Source organism: Streptomyces sp. NPDC046379, from assembly GCF_055587785.1.
Genome location: NZ_JBVJFP010000014.1, coordinates 214,023 through 228,967, shown reverse-complemented (window position 1 = coordinate 228,967; position 14,945 = coordinate 214,023). Strand labels below are relative to the sequence as shown.

General features: G+C 75.0%; 12 protein-coding genes and 1 pseudogene. 7 read left to right on the top strand and 6 right to left on the bottom strand.

Features of this window, described 5'->3' with window-relative positions:
- Positions 1-54 precede the first annotated feature (54 nt).
- On the top strand, positions 55-1,419 hold the full coding sequence (locus ACZ6KF_RS24590; RefSeq protein ID WP_356634217.1) for a 6-phospho-beta-glucosidase: 1,365 nt from the start codon (positions 55-57) through the stop codon (positions 1,417-1,419).
- A 334-nt stretch (positions 1,420-1,753) separates the two neighbouring features.
- Here the strand turns inward: ACZ6KF_RS24590 and ACZ6KF_RS24585 are convergent, their stop codons facing one another.
- A complete protein-coding gene (locus ACZ6KF_RS24585; protein ID WP_356634215.1) occupies positions 1,754-2,860 on the bottom strand; it encodes an ATP-grasp domain-containing protein in 1,107 nt (368 codons plus the stop codon).
- A gap of 368 nt (positions 2,861-3,228) precedes the next feature.
- Between ACZ6KF_RS24585 and ACZ6KF_RS24580 the strand changes: the two genes are divergently transcribed.
- Together ACZ6KF_RS24580 and ACZ6KF_RS24575 are read left to right on the top strand one after the other, a co-directional pair.
- Positions 3,229-4,089: a metallophosphoesterase family protein gene (locus ACZ6KF_RS24580; RefSeq protein ID WP_469159717.1), complete on the top strand. Its 861-nt coding sequence runs from the start codon at positions 3,229-3,231 to the stop codon at positions 4,087-4,089.
- Positions 4,086-4,763 (top strand): 4'-phosphopantetheinyl transferase family protein, encoded by a 678-nt coding sequence (locus ACZ6KF_RS24575; protein ID WP_356634211.1) that lies wholly within the window; start codon positions 4,086-4,088, stop codon positions 4,761-4,763. The genes ACZ6KF_RS24580 and ACZ6KF_RS24575 overlap by 4 nt, the downstream gene beginning before the upstream one ends.
- Positions 4,764-4,779: 16 nt before the next feature.
- Here the strand turns inward: ACZ6KF_RS24575 and ACZ6KF_RS24570 are convergent, their stop codons facing one another.
- Together ACZ6KF_RS24570 and ACZ6KF_RS24565 are read right to left on the bottom strand one after the other, a co-directional pair.
- Positions 4,780-5,010 carry a hypothetical protein gene (locus ACZ6KF_RS24570; RefSeq protein WP_356634209.1) on the bottom strand — a complete coding sequence of 77 codons (231 nt, stop codon included), beginning with the start codon at positions 5,008-5,010 and terminating at the stop codon, positions 4,780-4,782.
- 366 nt (positions 5,011-5,376) lie between these two features.
- Entirely contained in the window at positions 5,377-6,033 is a 657-nt protein-coding gene (locus ACZ6KF_RS24565) for a helix-turn-helix domain-containing protein (RefSeq protein ID WP_356634257.1), read from the bottom strand.
- Between the two features lie 223 nt (positions 6,034-6,256).
- Between ACZ6KF_RS24565 and ACZ6KF_RS24560 the strand changes: the two genes are divergently transcribed.
- Together ACZ6KF_RS24560 and ACZ6KF_RS24555 are read left to right on the top strand one after the other, a co-directional pair.
- A complete protein-coding gene (locus ACZ6KF_RS24560; protein ID WP_469240361.1) occupies positions 6,257-6,928 on the top strand; it encodes an MmyB family transcriptional regulator in 672 nt (223 codons plus the stop codon).
- Positions 6,929-7,060: 132 nt separating this feature from the next.
- Positions 7,061-8,059 carry a LacI family DNA-binding transcriptional regulator gene (locus ACZ6KF_RS24555; protein ID WP_356634205.1) on the top strand — a complete coding sequence of 333 codons (999 nt, stop codon included), beginning with the start codon at positions 7,061-7,063 and terminating at the stop codon, positions 8,057-8,059.
- Between the two features lie 16 nt (positions 8,060-8,075).
- Here the strand turns inward: ACZ6KF_RS24555 and ACZ6KF_RS24550 are convergent, their stop codons facing one another.
- Both ACZ6KF_RS24550 and ACZ6KF_RS24545 read right to left on the bottom strand, forming a co-directional pair.
- Entirely contained in the window at positions 8,076-8,987 is a 912-nt protein-coding gene (locus tag ACZ6KF_RS24550) for a DMT family transporter (RefSeq protein WP_356634203.1), read from the bottom strand.
- Positions 8,984-9,817 (bottom strand): phosphatase PAP2 family protein, encoded by an 834-nt coding sequence (locus ACZ6KF_RS24545; protein ID WP_469240336.1) that lies wholly within the window; start codon positions 9,815-9,817, stop codon positions 8,984-8,986. The genes ACZ6KF_RS24550 and ACZ6KF_RS24545 overlap by 4 nt, the downstream gene beginning before the upstream one ends.
- Before the next feature lie 151 nt (positions 9,818-9,968).
- On the opposite strand from ACZ6KF_RS24545, the gene ACZ6KF_RS24540 reads away from it, so the two are divergent.
- Positions 9,969-10,592, top strand: a complete 624-nt coding sequence (locus ACZ6KF_RS24540; RefSeq protein WP_356634255.1) for a TetR/AcrR family transcriptional regulator — start codon at positions 9,969-9,971, stop codon at positions 10,590-10,592.
- Positions 10,593-10,769: 177 nt separating this feature from the next.
- On the opposite strand, the gene ACZ6KF_RS24535 is transcribed toward ACZ6KF_RS24540, so the two are convergent.
- A complete protein-coding gene (locus tag ACZ6KF_RS24535) occupies positions 10,770-12,035 on the bottom strand; it encodes a DUF2510 domain-containing protein (RefSeq protein ID WP_469240334.1) in 1,266 nt (421 codons plus the stop codon).
- A gap of 215 nt (positions 12,036-12,250) precedes the next feature.
- Between ACZ6KF_RS24535 and ACZ6KF_RS24530 the strand changes: the two are divergent.
- Positions 12,251-14,941, top strand: a pseudogene (locus ACZ6KF_RS24530) (ATP-binding protein).
- The last annotated feature ends 4 nt before the right edge of the window (positions 14,942-14,945 follow it).

Here is a 14,945-nt window from a genome sequence, read left to right as displayed (position 1 = left end):
GGGTGCCCCGGTGGCCGGCCGGTGGCCGCCGACGGGAGTGACATGATGGGCCGCGTGAGGCTGACGATTCTGGGCGGCGGCGGATTCCGCGTCCCGCTCGTGTACGGGGCGCTCCTGGCAGACCGCGCCGAGGGACGGGTCACCCGTGTCGTCCTGCACGACGTGGACCGGGGGCGGCTGTCCGCGGTCGCCCGCGTCCTCGCCGAGCAGGCGCGGGCCGCCGGAGTGCCGGACGCGCCCGAGGTCACCGCGACCACCGACCTCGACGAGGCCCTGCGCGGCGCGGACTTCGTGTTCTCCGCGATCCGCGTCGGCGGCCTGGAGGGGCGCGCGCACGACGAACGGGTGGCGCTCGCCGAGGGTGTGCTCGGTCAGGAGACGGTCGGCGCGGGCGGCGTCGCCTACGGCCTGCGGACCGTGCCGGTCGCCGACGCCGTCGCGCGGCGGGTGGCCCGGCTCGCACCCGACGCCTGGGTCATCAACTTCACCAACCCGGCGGGCATGGTCACCGAGGCGATGTCCCGCCACCTGGGTGACCGCGTCATCGGCATCTGCGACTCGCCGGTCGGCCTGGGGCGCCGTATCGCCCGCGTCCTCGGCGCCGACCCGCGGCGGGCGTGGATCGACTACGTCGGCCTCAACCACCTCGGCTGGGTGCGGGGACTGCGCGTCGCCGGCCGCGACGAACTGCCCCGCCTGCTCGCCGATCCCGAACTGCTCGGTTCCTTCGAGGAGGGCAGGCTGTTCGGCCCCGAGTGGATCAGGTCCCTGGGCGCGGTGCCCAACGAGTACCTGCACTACTACTACTTCAACCGGGAGACCGTACGCGCCTACCGGGAGGCCGAGCGGACCCGCGGCGCGTTCCTGCGCGACCAGCAGGCCGGCTTCTACGCACGGGCGGTCCGGCCCGGAGTGTCCGCGCTGGCCGCCTGGGAACACACCCGCGCCGAGCGCGAGGCGACCTACATGGCCGAGAACCGGGAGGCCGCGGGCGCCGGCGAGCGCGAGGCCGACGACCTGTCAGGCGGGTACGAGAAGGTGGCGCTCGCCCTGATGCGGGCCATCGCCCGCGACGAGCGCACCACGCTCATCCTCAACGTGCGCAACCGGGGCACCCTGTCGGTGCTCGACGCGGAGGCCGTGATCGAGGTGCCCTGCCTGGTCGACGCCAACGGCGCGCACCCCGTCGCCGTGGACCCGCTGCCCGGCCACGCCACCGGGCTGGTGTGCGCGGTCAAGGCGGTCGAGCGGGAGGTCCTGTCCGCGGCCGGGAGCGGCTCCCGCGAGACGGCCGTGAAGGCCTTCGCGCTGCACCCGCTCGTCGACTCCGTCGCCGTCGCCCGCCGGCTCCTCGACGGCTACACGGCCGTGCACCCGGAGCTGGCCTATCTCCGCCGGCCGACTCCCACGAAGAACTAGCGAACCGGGAGACCGCCGGCCTGCCGTGCCCCGCACGGGGCGCGGGGAAGTGCGCGCCCGGCCGTCCTCGCCCGCGCCCGGCGGACGATCCCGCGCCCGGCGGACGATCCCGCGCCCGGCGGACGATCCCGCGCCCGGCGGACGATCCCGCGCCCGGCGGACGATCCCGCGGCCGTCGATCGAGCCCGCCGTCCGAGCCCGTGGCGGTGGCCTGAGCGGGGGCGGCTGCCCCTGTGGCGCGGGCCTGCCGTGCCCGACGGGCGCGCGGATCCGCCTGCCTGGCGACCCCCGGCCCGCGTCCGCACCGCCCCCGACAGGGAGCCGCCGCCCGGACCTACAGCGGCAGCGACACCGCGCCGACCGAGTCCACCGGCGCCGGTGCGGGCACCGCGGGCAGCGGCTCGTGGTGCGGCAGCGACACCGGCGCCAGCGGCCTGGCCGCCGACACCACCGTGTAGTCCTGTCCCAGGAACGGCGGCTCCATCACCCCCGGATCGTCGCCGAGCGCCAGCCGCACCGCCGCCCACGGGGCGTTGATCCCGCACAGCGACAGCTGGTGCAGCCCGCCGGCCGGGCGCGTGTTGACGTCCATGAGCACGGGCCGGTCGCCGAACATCCGGAACTGGATGTTGGACAGGTAGTGCAGCCCGAAGCCCTCCGCGATCCTCCGCGCCGGCTCCAGCCACCGCTCGTCCAGTGTGAACGCGCGCCGGCGGCCGTTCTTCACCCGGCCCACGGACAGCCGGACGACGTCGTCCGTGCCGGTGAGGCAGTCGACGGAAACCTCCGGCTGCTCCAGACGCGGCATCACCAGCCAGTCGACCGGCTCGTCCGTCTGCTTCAGCGCCTCCAGCACCAGGTCCAGCGGCACGTACGGGGAGGGGAACCCGCTCAGCTGCGTCAGGGAGAAGGGCGCGCGGGTGATCACCCGGAAGCCGACCCCGCCCGCACCCGACGCGGGCTTGAAGCACGCCTTGTGCCCGGCCGCCTCCAACTCCTCGACGGCGGCGACCAGTTCGTCCGCGCCGCGCACCCGCCACCACGGCGGCACCGGGACGCCGATCGCCTGCACGGCCTCGTAGGCGATCACCTTGTCGTGGAAGACGGCCACGGCCTCGGGCGGCGGCGCCAGCAGCGCCGTGCCGTTCGCCTGGAACTCCGCGCGGTGCGCGACGATCGCCGCCTGGTGCAGCCGCGGCACGAAGACATCGATGCCACGCCGCGCGCACTGGTCCAGCGCGTACTCGACGTAGGCGGCCGGGGACAGGCCCTCCGGCTCCAGCTCGGCGGTGTCGGCGGCGGCGAGCACGGGGGAGTCCGGGTCGCCGTGCGTGGCGTGGATCTCGACCGCGCGGTCGCTGGGATTTCTCCGCAGCTGATCCATGAAGAAGACGTTCTCCGCGTACGTGCGGTTGAGCCAGACGCGTACGCGAGAGACCATGCAGGCCGCCTTTCACGGGTCGCGGGCACGGCGGAGCAGGGCCGGCCCGGCCTGGGTGGGTTGGAGGTACACCAAACCGCTCCCGTGGAAGGGAGTCCGGGGCGGTGGTGTCGGGGCGATCATACGGCTTCCCGCGCCCGACGCGTGCAACGCGCGTGTTACGGAATTCCCGCGCACACCCACCCGTGGCCCTGGCACCGCGCGCCCCGCCCGTACCCCGTCTCGCGCGGGTCCTCGCCCGTCCCGCCCCCGTGCCGCCCCTCTGCCGGTCCCCGGCCGTCCCGGCGGGCCCTTGCCGCGGGCGGCGCGCATGTGCTGTCGTGGGTCCCGATCGATCAACAGTCGGTCGAACGTCGAAGGGGGCGACCGTGACATCGACGGCCGGTGGTGCCGGGCAGCTGCTGGCCATCAGCGACCTGCACATCGGGTACGCCGAGAACCGCGACCTGGTCGAGAAGATGCGCCCCGTCACCGACGACGACTGGCTGCTCGTGGCCGGCGACGTCGCCGAGACCGTCTCCGCCGTCCGCTGGGCGCTGGAGACCCTCGCGAGCCGCTTCCGCCGCGTGGTGTGGGCGCCCGGCAACCACGAGCTGTGGACCCACCCCTCCGACACCGTCACCCTGCGCGGCGTCGCCCGCTACGAGCACCTGGTCGCCATGTGCCGCGAACTCGGCGTGCTCACCCCCGAGGACCCCTACCCCGTCTGGGAGGGTCCCGGCGGCCCGGTCGCCGTCGCGCCCCTGTTCCTGCTGTACGACTACTCCTTCCTGCCGGCCGGCTGCGCCACCAAGGAGGAAGGGCTCGCGTACGCCCACTCCACCGGGATCGTCTGCAACGACGAGTACCTGCTGCACCCCGACCCCTACCCCAGCCGCGAGGCCTGGTGCCGCGCCCGCGTCGAGGAGACCGAGCGCCGGCTCGCCGCGATCCCCGCCGACCTGCCGACCGTCCTGGTCAACCACTACCCGCTGGACCGGCACCCGACCGACATCCTGTGGTACCCGGAGTTCGCCATGTGGTGCGGCACCCGGCTCACCGCCGACTGGCACCGCCGGTTCCGCGTGGAGACCATGGTCTACGGCCATCTGCACATTCCGCGCACCACCTGGCACGACGGCGTCCGCTTCGAAGAGGTGTCGGTCGGCTATCCCCGCGAGTGGCGCAAACGCCCGCAGCCGCCGGGGCAATTGCGCCGCATCCTGCCCGGAGAGGTCACGGACCGGTGATCGAGGAACTGCTGCCGCCGTCGGTGGTCTCGGTGGAGACCTTCGGCTACGACCCGGGCGAGGAGGCCGCCCTCGATCCGCGGGAGGCGGAGCTGATCGTCAAGGCCGTCGCCAAGCGGCGCCGCGAGTTCGCCGCGGTGCGCGCGTGCGCCCGGCGCGCCATGGCGAAGCTCGGCGTGCCGCCGCAGGCGGTGCTGCCCGGCGAGCGCGGCGCCCCGCAGTGGCCCGACGGCATCGCCGGCAGCATGACGCACTGCGACGGCTACAGCGCCGCCGCCCTGGTCCGCGCCGACGACCTCGCCTCCCTCGGCATCGACGCCGAACCGCACGCGGAGCTGCCCGAGGGCGTGCTGGACGCCGTCTCGCTGCCGGGCGAACGGGGCCGGCTGGCGGAGCTGGCCGCCGCCCGGCCCGACGTCCACTGGGACCGTCTGCTGTTCAGCGCCAAGGAGTCCGTCTACAAGGCGTGGTTCCCCCTCACGCGATTGTGGCTGGACTTCTCCGAGGCCGACATCGAGATCGCGGCGGACCCCGCCGCGGCGTCGGGGCGCTTCCGGGCCCGGCTCCTCGTGCCGGGGCCGGTGGTCGCCGGGCGGCGGATCGACGCCTTCGACGGCCGCTGGACGGTCGCCCGCGGGCTCGCCGCGACGGCGGTGGCGGTGCCGCACGACTGACCCGCACCGGCCGCGGTCAGGGCTCGGGGCACCAGTGGTGCAGCAGCCGGAAGAACTCTTCCTCGTTCCCGGCGAGACCGGCGTCCGCCAGGGCCCGCTCCGCTTCGGCGAGCACGCCGGGCGGCACGAGGGGCGGCAGCGGGCCGTGGGGCGGCGCGCTGTCGAGCGAGGCCCGCACGGTGTGCAGCAGCCGCAGATACGCCTGTACGGCGGTGCGTTCCCGGTCGGTCGGCAGGGCTGTGGGCATGGTCGTCTCCCGAACGTCGCGACATGACGCCGCCTCAGCGAACGGCGCGACCCACCAGCTTGCCGTCCCCCACTGACAATCCCGGTGCCCAGAACGCCTCCGGGGCGCGTCACGCCGGCAACGGCGGGCAGCGGGGCGGGAACTCCCGCACGGCATCGACGGTTCCGGGGTCGGGAAGGGCGGCTTCAGCGCTTCGGCTCTCGGCCCGGACACCCCGGCGACGCCTCGGTCCGGCCCGCCGGCCGGCCGCGGCGCAGCGCCCCTCACAGGTCCTCGGGCCGGGCCGGGGCCGGCGCCGTCAGCGCCGCGACCGATTCGCCGCACAGGCGGCGCATGTCCTTGTCGAGGCCACGGTCCTCCCGAGGATCACGACTCGGGCCGCTTGACGCTCTCCAGGAGCATGTCCAGCCACTCGGCGACCTTGTCGCGGTGCTGGTCGGTGGGCAGTTGGGCGGCGCGCCAGGCGATGCCGCGCACGCCGTGGTCCTGGAGCAGCCGCTCCAGCGGGTCGTCGGCCGCCTGCGCCGCCGCCCGCTCACGGTCGGCGAGCTTCTGCAGCAACTCCTGCTCGGTGCGCTGGAGCGCGCCCGCGAGCGCCTCGGGGTCCTCCGCGGTCAGGAAACCCGCGTGCACCCGGAAGAACCGCTGGATGGCGTCGCAGTGCTCCATCGTGGGCCGGCGGTCGCCGTTGATCAGGGCGCCGGCCTGCTGGCGGGACATGCCCGCCCCGTCGGCGATCTCCTGCTGCGTGTACTTGCGCCCGTTCGGCTTGAGCCGCGTGCGGCGCAGCAGGTCCAGGCGTTGCAGGAACCGCGCCTGCACGTCGGGCTCGCCCGCGGGAAGGCCGCTCAGCAGGTCCTTGACGACGGGCTCGGGGACGCCGCAGGCGACGGACAGCCGGGCGGTGTCGAAGACCTCGGCGTGCGGGACGCCGAGCCGGTCGGCGAGCGCGGTGACGCGGGCGACGACGGCCGGCAGCGCGGACGTCGCCGTGGCGTCCGAAACCTCGTAGCCATCGGTCACCGACACGTCTCCTACGTCTCTCACACGCTTCTCACGAGTGGGGGGTGTGAACTTCCCGGAGAGTAGCGGGTGCCTCGAACTTACATCCAGGTCCCGCCACAACTGTGGCCAATTTCAGCCGTCAACAGCCGTCGAATGCCACGATAGTTGACATCGCTCCCCGCGGGGCACCAGGATCGGGGCGCCGCGAGAAGGCCGCAGAGGCAAGAGGGGTGACCTCCCGATGGCGCATCAGGCAGGAGGGCAGCGGGCCGTACTGCGGTCCGTCCCCGAGACTCCCGAGGCCCAGTCGTACCTCCAGGACTACGAGACGCTGCTGGAGGCCGTCCCCTTTCCCTCCGTCGTGTTCGACCGGTGCTGGGACGTCGTCCTGGCCAACAGCGCCTACGCCGCGCTGTTCCGCACAGTCGGCCCGCACCCGACCGCGATGCCGGGCGACAACCTGCTCAGGTTCGTGTTGTTCCACCCGGACGCGGCGAGCGTGCTGGGCGAGCACGAGCCGGGCTGGTGCCTGCCGATGCTGGCCCAGTTCGCCGCCGCGCTGGACCGCCACGGTCACGACCCCGCCCTCCAGGCGATCCGCCGGGACATCGCCCAGGACCCCATCATGGAGGCCGCCTTCCGCCAGGGGCTGCCGCACTGGGTCCGCACCGTCGGCGAGGCGGCCGTCGAGCACGACGGCGCGGTCCGCGTCCTGTTCCACCCCGATCCGCGCCGCGGCCCCACCGAGTGCCGTCTCGTCGGGGATACGCCCAAGACCCTCCAGGACCTCGGGTACACGCGGCTGACCATGGTCCTGCGCGAGGCGCGCCGCCCGGCCCCCGCACCGCGCCGCCGCTCCACCGACCGCCGCGCGGCGAGCCACCTGAGCGTGGTTCCCGCCCCCGAGGCCTGACCGACCGGGCACCGTCGGCGTTCAGGTCGCCGGCGGCGCCACGGTCGGGCCGGGCCGGCTCGGATGTCGTGACGTCGGCTGCGACCGCCTGTACGCAAGCTGTTTGCGTAATTTGCGCTACGCTTGCGCCCCATGACACGACGACTTGCGGAAGTGGCCAAGAAGGTCGGGGTCAGCGAGGCCACGGTCAGCCGGGTGCTCAACAACAAGCCCGGGGTCTCCGAGGCCACCCGGCTGGCGGTGCTGTCCGCGCTGGACGTCCTCGGCTACGAGCGGCCCACCCTGCTGCGCGGCGAGCGCGCCCGCCTCGTCGGTCTGGTCCTGCCCGAGCTGCAGAATCCCATCTTCCCCGCGTTCGCCGAGGTCATCGGCGGCGCGCTGGCCCAGCTCGGGCTCACCCCGGTGCTGTGCACCCAGACCAAGGGCGGCGTCTCCGAGGCCGACTACGTGGAACTGCTGCTGCAGCAGCAGGTCTCCGGCGTCGTCTTCGCAGGCGGTCTGTACGCCCAGGCCGACGCCCCGCACGACCACTACCGGCTGCTCGCCGAACGCCACATCCCCGTCGTGCTGGTCAACGCGGCCATCGAGGACCTCGGCTTCCCGGCGGTGTCCTGCGACGACGCGGTCGCCGTCGAGCAGGCCTGGCGCCATCTGGCCTCGCTCGGCCACGAGCGGATCGGGCTGGTGCTCGGACCCGCCGACCACATGCCCTCGGCGCGCAAGCTGAACGCCGCGCGCGCGATCGCCGGAGAGCTGCCCGAGGAGTTCGTCGCCCGGGCGATGTTCTCCCTGGAGGGCGGGCACGCGGCGGCGTCCCGCCTCATCGACCGCGGCGTCACCGGGCTGATCTGCGCCAGTGACCCGCTCGCCCTCGGCGCCGTGCGGGCCGCGCGTCGCAAGGGCCTGGACGTGCCGGGGCGCATCTCCGTCGTCGGCTACGACGACTCCGCCTTCATGACCTGCACCGAGCCGCCCCTGACCACGGTCCGCCAGCCCATCGAGGCCATGGGCCGGGCCGTCGTGGAGCTGCTCAACGCGCAGATCGGCGGGAGCGCCGTACCGGCCGACGAGCTGCTGTTCGAACCCGAGCTGGTGGTCCGCGGGTCCACCGCGCAGGCGCCCCGCGACTGACCGATGTCGGGGAGTTTCAGGCTCTGCACGACATCTTGCGGACCGTCGACCCCCGGGCGGGTGCCGCCACCGGTACGGGCGCCGGGTCCGGTGACGCGGGCGCGGGCGGATCCGGGGCCGCCCGGGACAGCAGCAGGACGCCCCAGGAGGCCAGCGCCGCTCCCGTGAGGGCCAGCAGCACCCCGGGCGGTCCTCCCCGGAGCCGCTCGCCCAGCAGGGCGGCGCCGATCACCGCGGCGGCCAGTGGATTGGTCAGGGTCACCATCGCGAGCGGCGCGCCGAGCCCGCCCCGGTAGGCGGTCTGCGCCAGCAGCAGGCCGCCCGTCGCGAACACCGCCACCAGCACAGCCACCACGACGACCGCGCCGCTCGGCACCGGGCCGGACGCGTCCGTCGCGGCCACCGTCACCGTCTGGGTCAGCGCCGAGCCGACCCCGGACGCCAGCCCCGAGGCGGTGGCGTGGCGCAGGGCGGGGCGAGCGCCGGGCCGGGCCAGCGCGCCGACCAGCACCGCGGCCGCACCCGCGACCAGCAGCGCCTCGGACACGGTCAGCACGTCCTCGGGCGCCGGCGCGGACGCCGTGACGAGCAGCGCCCCCAGCCCCGCGAGCGTGAACGCGGTCCCGAGCCACTCCACCGCGCCGACCCGCCGCCCCGCGAGCCGAGCCCCCATCGGCACCGCCGCGACCAGCGTGAGCGCCCCCAGCGGCTGGACCACCGTCAGCGGCCCGAACCGCAGGGCGACGACGTGCAGCACCGCGCCGGCGGCGTTGAGCAGCACCGACAGCCACCACGCGCCGCGCCCGAGCACCCGCCGCAGCCCGGTCCCGGCGGTGCGGGCGGCCAGCCGCTCCTGGGCGACCGCGGCGCACGCGTACGCGACCGCCGAGAACAGCGACAGCACGACGGCGACGACCGTGGCGCTCACCGCCCGGCCTCCGTGACCGTCACCGGGGACACCGCCGCTTCCGAAGGCGCCCGGCCCGAGAGCGCCGCCTCGGAAAGCGGCCGTCGGCGCGCCGGTACGGCCGTCCGCGCACGGCCCGTCGTGTCCCGTGCCGTGCGCCGCGGCGGGCCGACCACGGCCAGCGCCCCGCCCAGCAGCAGCGCCGCCGCCACCGCGTCGAGCCAGAAGTGGTTCGCCGTCCCCACGATCACCAGCAGCGTCACCAGGGGATGCAGCAGCCACAGCCACCGCCACCGCGACCGGGTGGCGACGATCAGGCCGATCGCCAGCATGAGGGCCCAGCCGAAGTGCAGCGAGGGCATCGCGGCGAACTGGTTCGACAGCGTGTCCGCGGACGGGGAGCCGTACACCGACGGCCCGTACACCCGCGCCGTGTCCACCAGTCCCGTCGCCGCGAGCAGCCGGGGCGGGGCCAGCGGGAACACGAGATGCAGCACCAGCGCGGCGGCGGTCAGGACGGCCAGGGCGCGGCGGGCCCAGCGGTAGTGGCCGGGGCGCCGGAGGTACAGCCAGACCAGCAAGGCGGCGGTCGCCGGGAAGTGGACGGCGGCGTAGTAGGCGTTCGCCAGGTGCGTCAGGGCGTCGCCGTGCAGCAGAGCCGACTGCACCGCGCCCTCGCCGGGCAGCCGCAGTGCCCGCTCCAGGTCCCAGACGCGGTGTGCGTTGCGGTAGGCCTCGCCGTGCTGGCCCACGGCGGCCAGCCGGCCGAGCTTGTAGACCAGGAAGAGCCCTGCGACCAGCAAGAACTCGGGGATCAGGCGTGGCCGCGCGGAATCGGTGCGGGCATTCATCCCGGCCCCTTCGCTGACGGTGGTGCGTACCGGTACGACCTCGTTCCGATACGAACTCGTTCCGATACGGGAGTGTACCGATACGTTCGTGTACCGGTACACTGGCGTATCGATGACGTGGGACACAGGACGCGAGCGAGGGGACGGAGCGATGACGCCGCGGGCCGCGGACCGACCGGAGACGGTCGGCGCCTCGCGCCGCTCCAAGCTGACGCGCGAGCGCGAGCAGGAGTTCTTCGACGCCGTCCTCGAACAAATCCGCGCGTGCGGCTACGACGCCGTCACCATGGACGGCATCGCCGCCAGCACACGGTGCAGCAAGTCCACGCTGTACCGGCAGTGGCGGACCAAGCCGCAGTTCGTCGCGGCGGCCCTGCGCTCCCGCCGCCGGGCCACCTTCGAGGGCATCGACACGGGCAGCCTGGCCGGGGACCTGCGGGAGGCGGCGCGGCGGGCCGGCGAGCTGGCGGCCCGGGACACGCGGCTGCTCCAGGCGCTGGGGCTGGCGGTGCTGGAGGACCGGGAGCTCGCCCAGGCGCTGCGCGAGGCGCTGGTGGAGCCCGAGGTCGGCGAGATCGAGCGGATCCTGCGGCGCGGGGCGGAGCGCGGGGAGATCGCCGCCGACCACCCGGCGCTGCCGTACGTTCCCGCGCAGATCCTCGCCATGGTGCGGGTGAGGCCCGTGCTGGAGGGCAGGGACGCCGACGAGGACTATCTGCTGCGCTTCGTGGAGGCCGCCGTACTGCCGGCGCTGGGCCTCGCACGACCCGGGTGAGTCGGACGGCCCGTACCGAACGTGGGCCGTCGTCCGAGGGATGACCGGACGGCCGGCCCGCCGGCGCCGCACCGTGGGGACGGGGGCGGCGCACCCCCGGCCGGGTGGGACCCTCCGTGAGCGCGGGAGCGTCCCACCCGGCCGAACCGAGCGGGCCGGGGACCGTGCCGGCGGGCGTCAGACGTTCTGGCCGCTGCCGCCGCCGGAGTACGTCTTGATGCCCTTGACCATGTCGTCGATCAGGGACACCTTCTGGTCGGCGTCCAGACCGACGCGGAGCAGCACCATCCGGTCGGGGTTCGTCGGCGACGGGAACGCGAGCGACTGGACGTAGCCGTCGGCGCCCTTGCTGGTGATCGCCTTCCAGCGGACCAGGTAGCCCTTCTGCCCGGCGACCGTCACCGCCTTGGAGGCCAGCACCTCGTGCGAGGTGATCGCGCCGTAGGTGGTGCCGCCGTAGGACTCCTCGGCGTTCGCGGCGATGTCGCCCTTGGCGATCGCCTCGGCCGTGGAGCCCTTCGCGCCCAGCGCCTCGGCGGGCGCCGAGTAGGCGCCGCCCTTGGTGCAGGTCTTGGAGGTGTCGCCGGGGCAGTCGTAGGTGTCGTCGGAGCTGAGCTGCGCGCCCATGGCCATGGAGGTGCCGGTCCAGCCGTCCGGCACCGTGATGCTGATGCCGTTGGTCCCGTCGGAGACCGTGCCGCCGCCCTCGACCTGCGGCCCCGTGTCCGGGTCCTCGGAGTCGGGCGACTCCTCCTCGGACCCGTCGCCGCCGTCCGGGCCGCCCGGGTCGCCGAACGGCCCGTCCTCCTGCCCGCCCGACCCGTCCGGGCGGTCCCGGTCCTGGCTCTGCGCGGAGTCGGCGCGGTTCGCGTCGTCGCCGTCGTCACGGGTCAGCACGAACACGCCGACGCCGATGCTCGCCAGCACCGCGACGGCCACCGCCGCGGCTATGCCGGTGCGCAGCCCCCGCTTGCCCGAGCCCTGCGGCTGCCCCGGATACCCCGACAGGTACTCCGGGGCCCCCGGGTAGCCGGGCTGGGCGGGACCGCCGGGGTAGGCGGGGCCCCCGGGATACGCGGGTCCCCCGGGAAATGCGGGACCTCCCGGGTAGGCGGAACCGGCCGCCGGATGGGCGGGGTGGCCCGGATGGCCCGGCAGGGTCGGAGCCCCCGGCTGTGCGGGCGTCCCGGGCTGGGCGGGGGTCCCCGGCTGGGCGGAGTACGCCGGGTGGGCCGGAGCCGTCCCGGCCGAGGCCGGGGAGCCCGCGGGAGAACCCGCCGGAGGACTCGCCGGAGTGCCCGCCGGGGCGCTCCAGGGGGAGGCCTGCCCCGAGGGACGGACCTGGTCCGTCCATGCCTTGCCGTCCCACCAGCGCTCGGTGGCGGGACCGTCACTTGTCTGCCCGGGGTCGGGGTACCACCCGGGAGGAGTCGCCTGCGTCATGTGCCCACCGTATGAGGCGTCGGTGAAAGCCGGATGAGAGGGATGCCCCGCCGACCGGACTCCGGCCGCACGGGGGGCCGTTGAGTCCGGCGTGGCGCGGTGTCTACCGCAGGTCACCCGAGATGGCAAGACTCGCCGCGAGGACCCTCCCACGGCCGGTCCGGAGGGCTACGCTCGCCCTGTACGTCGTTCGGGCGACTCGGGGAGGTAGCGGGATGACGGAGGCAGGGCCGGTGGCGGCCGCCTCGGCTTCCCTGTGGGAGCGGGAGCAGGAACTGGCCGTGATCGCCCGGGCGGTCGACGACCTGTGCGCCGACCGCTCCTCCTCGGGCGGCCTGCTGATGTTCACCGGCGAGGCCGGCCTCGGCAAGACCGCGCTGCTCGCGCAGACCCGCCGGATGGCGGAGGAGCGCGGCTGCACCGTGTGGTGGGCGCGCGGCGGCGAGACCCTGCGGTCCGTCCCCTTCAACGTCGTACGGCAGTTGCTGCAGCCCGCGCTGGTGTCGCTGCACCCCGAGGAGGCCCGCGAGTACCTCGGCGACTGGTACGACATCGCCGGCCCCGCCCTCGGCATCGCCGACCCCGGCGAGCGGCGGGCCGACCCGCAGGGCGTGTGCGACGGTCTGGTCGCCGCGGTGCGCCGGCTCGCCGAGCGGGACTGGCCGCTGGTGCTGCTCGTCGACGACGCCCACTGGGCCGACCAGGAGACGCTGCGCTGGCTCGCGGCGTTCGCCGAACGGCCCGCCGACCTGTCCGTGCTGCTCGTGGTGGCCCGCAGGCCCGGCGAGGCCGCCGGCGAGTGCGCCGCCCACCTGGAGGCGGTCGCCGCCGCGGGCCGCTCCGTCACCGACCTGAACGCCCTCACCCCGGCCGCCACCGCGGGGCTCACCCGCGCCACCGTCGGGGAGCACGCCGACGACGCGTTCTGCCGCGAGGTGTGGGCCGTCACCGCGGGCAACCCCTACGACACCGTCGAACTCCTCGCCAAGGTGCGCGACAGCGAGATGCAGCCCACCGAGGGCTCGGCCGGCGAACTGCGCGCACTCAACCGCTCGGCCCGCGGCGGCGGCCTCGTCGAGCGGCTCGAGGAACTCGGCATCAACGCCACCCGGTTCGCCTGGGCCGCCGCCATCCTCGGCGCCGGCATCTCCGTCGACCTGGTCGCCCGGCTCGCCACCATGGGCCGCGAGGAGGCCGTCGGCTGCGCCGAACTCCTGCGCCGCGCCCGCATCCTGACCACGCCCGACCCGGCGACCTCCCGCCGCGGCGACGGCGACCTGGAGTTCGTCCACCCGCTGATCGCCACCGCCGTCTACAACTCCATCCCCGAGGCGCTGCGCACCGCCATGCACGGCATCGCCGCCCAGATCGTCGCCGACTCCGGATTCGGCGCGGCGGCGGCCTCCCGCCATCTGCTCAAGGTCCACCCCGACGACGACGCCGACGTCGTCGACCAACTGCGCGAGGCCGCCCGCGAACACCTCGCCGTCGGCGCGCCGGACGCCGCCCGGCGCTGCCTGGAGCGCGCCCTGGAGGAGCCGCCGCGTGCGGAGGTCCGCGCGCGTGTGCTCTACGAACTGGGCTGCGCCACCCTGCTGACCGCGCCCGCCACGACCATCGAGCACCTGCGCAGCGCGCTCGCCGTGCCCGGCCTCGACGGCCACGCCCGCGTCGACGCCGTCTTCCGCCTGTCCCAGGCCCTGGTCCACAACAACCAGCTGGACCAGGCCGTGCGCACGGTCGAGGCCGAGGCCGCGCGGCTGGAGGAGGGGCCCGACCGGCTGCGGCTGCGGGCCGTTCAGTACATGTGGGAGGGGATCCACGCCGGCGAGTGCGCCACCCCGGCCCGCTCCGAGCGGCTCGCCGCGCTCGCCGCCACCTGCACCGGCCGGGACAACTCCGAGCGCGCCCTGCTCATCCTGCGCGGCTTCGACGCCATGACCCACGGCGAGAACGCGGAAGAGGTCGCCCAGGTCTGCGACCGCGCCCTGGTCAACGGCCGGCTGGCGCCCGGGCTCGGCTGGACCGACACCGAGTGGGGCGTGGAACTGCTGATGATGCTCGGCAGTTGCTATGCCTACGCCGACCGGCTCGACCGCGCCGAGAACCTCTTCGCCGAGGCCCTGCGCGTCTACACCACCGCCGGCTGGAGCGGCGGCCACCTCGCGCTGGCCAACGCCTTCCTCGGCCTCGCCTTCCGCCGCCAGGGCCGGCTGAAGGACGCGGAGAGCGTGCTGCGCGAGTCGGTGCGGCTCGCCGAACGCGTCGGGCGGGGACTGCCGTTGTACTGGTCGGCGACGTGCGGGCTGGTCGACGTGCTGCTGGCCCGCGGGCGCGTCCAGGAGGCGTGGGAGACCGCCGAGACCTACGGTTTCGCCCCGCCCTACCCGTCCACGATCGTGCTGCCCGACACCCACTGCGTGCGCGGCAGGCTGCTGCTCGCCGTGGGCCGCACCGAGGACGGGATCAACGAACTGGAGGCGGCGGAGAAGGCGGCGACGGCCCGCGGCGGCCACAATCCGGTCCTGGCGCCCTGGGCCGTCGACCTCGCGCTCGCCCTCGCCGGGCAGGACCCGGCCCGCGCGGCCGGCCTCGCGGCCGACGCCCGCCGCCAGGCCGAGCGGTTCGGCACCGACACCGCGATAGGCGAGGCCCTGCGCTGCGCCGCCGCCCTGGAGACCGGCCCGCGCAAGGTGCGCCTGGCCGCCTAGGCGGTCACCTACCTGGAGGCCTCGCCCTGCCAGTACGAGCACGCCGCCGCCCGCATCGAGTACGGCCTGGCCGCCCGCTCCGGCGCCGAACTCAACCGCGGCCTCACCCTGGCCCGTTCGTGCGGGGCGGACGGCCTGGTCACCCGGGCCCGCGAGGGACTGGCCGAGCTGGAGGGCGTCCCCGGCCTCGTCTGACCGC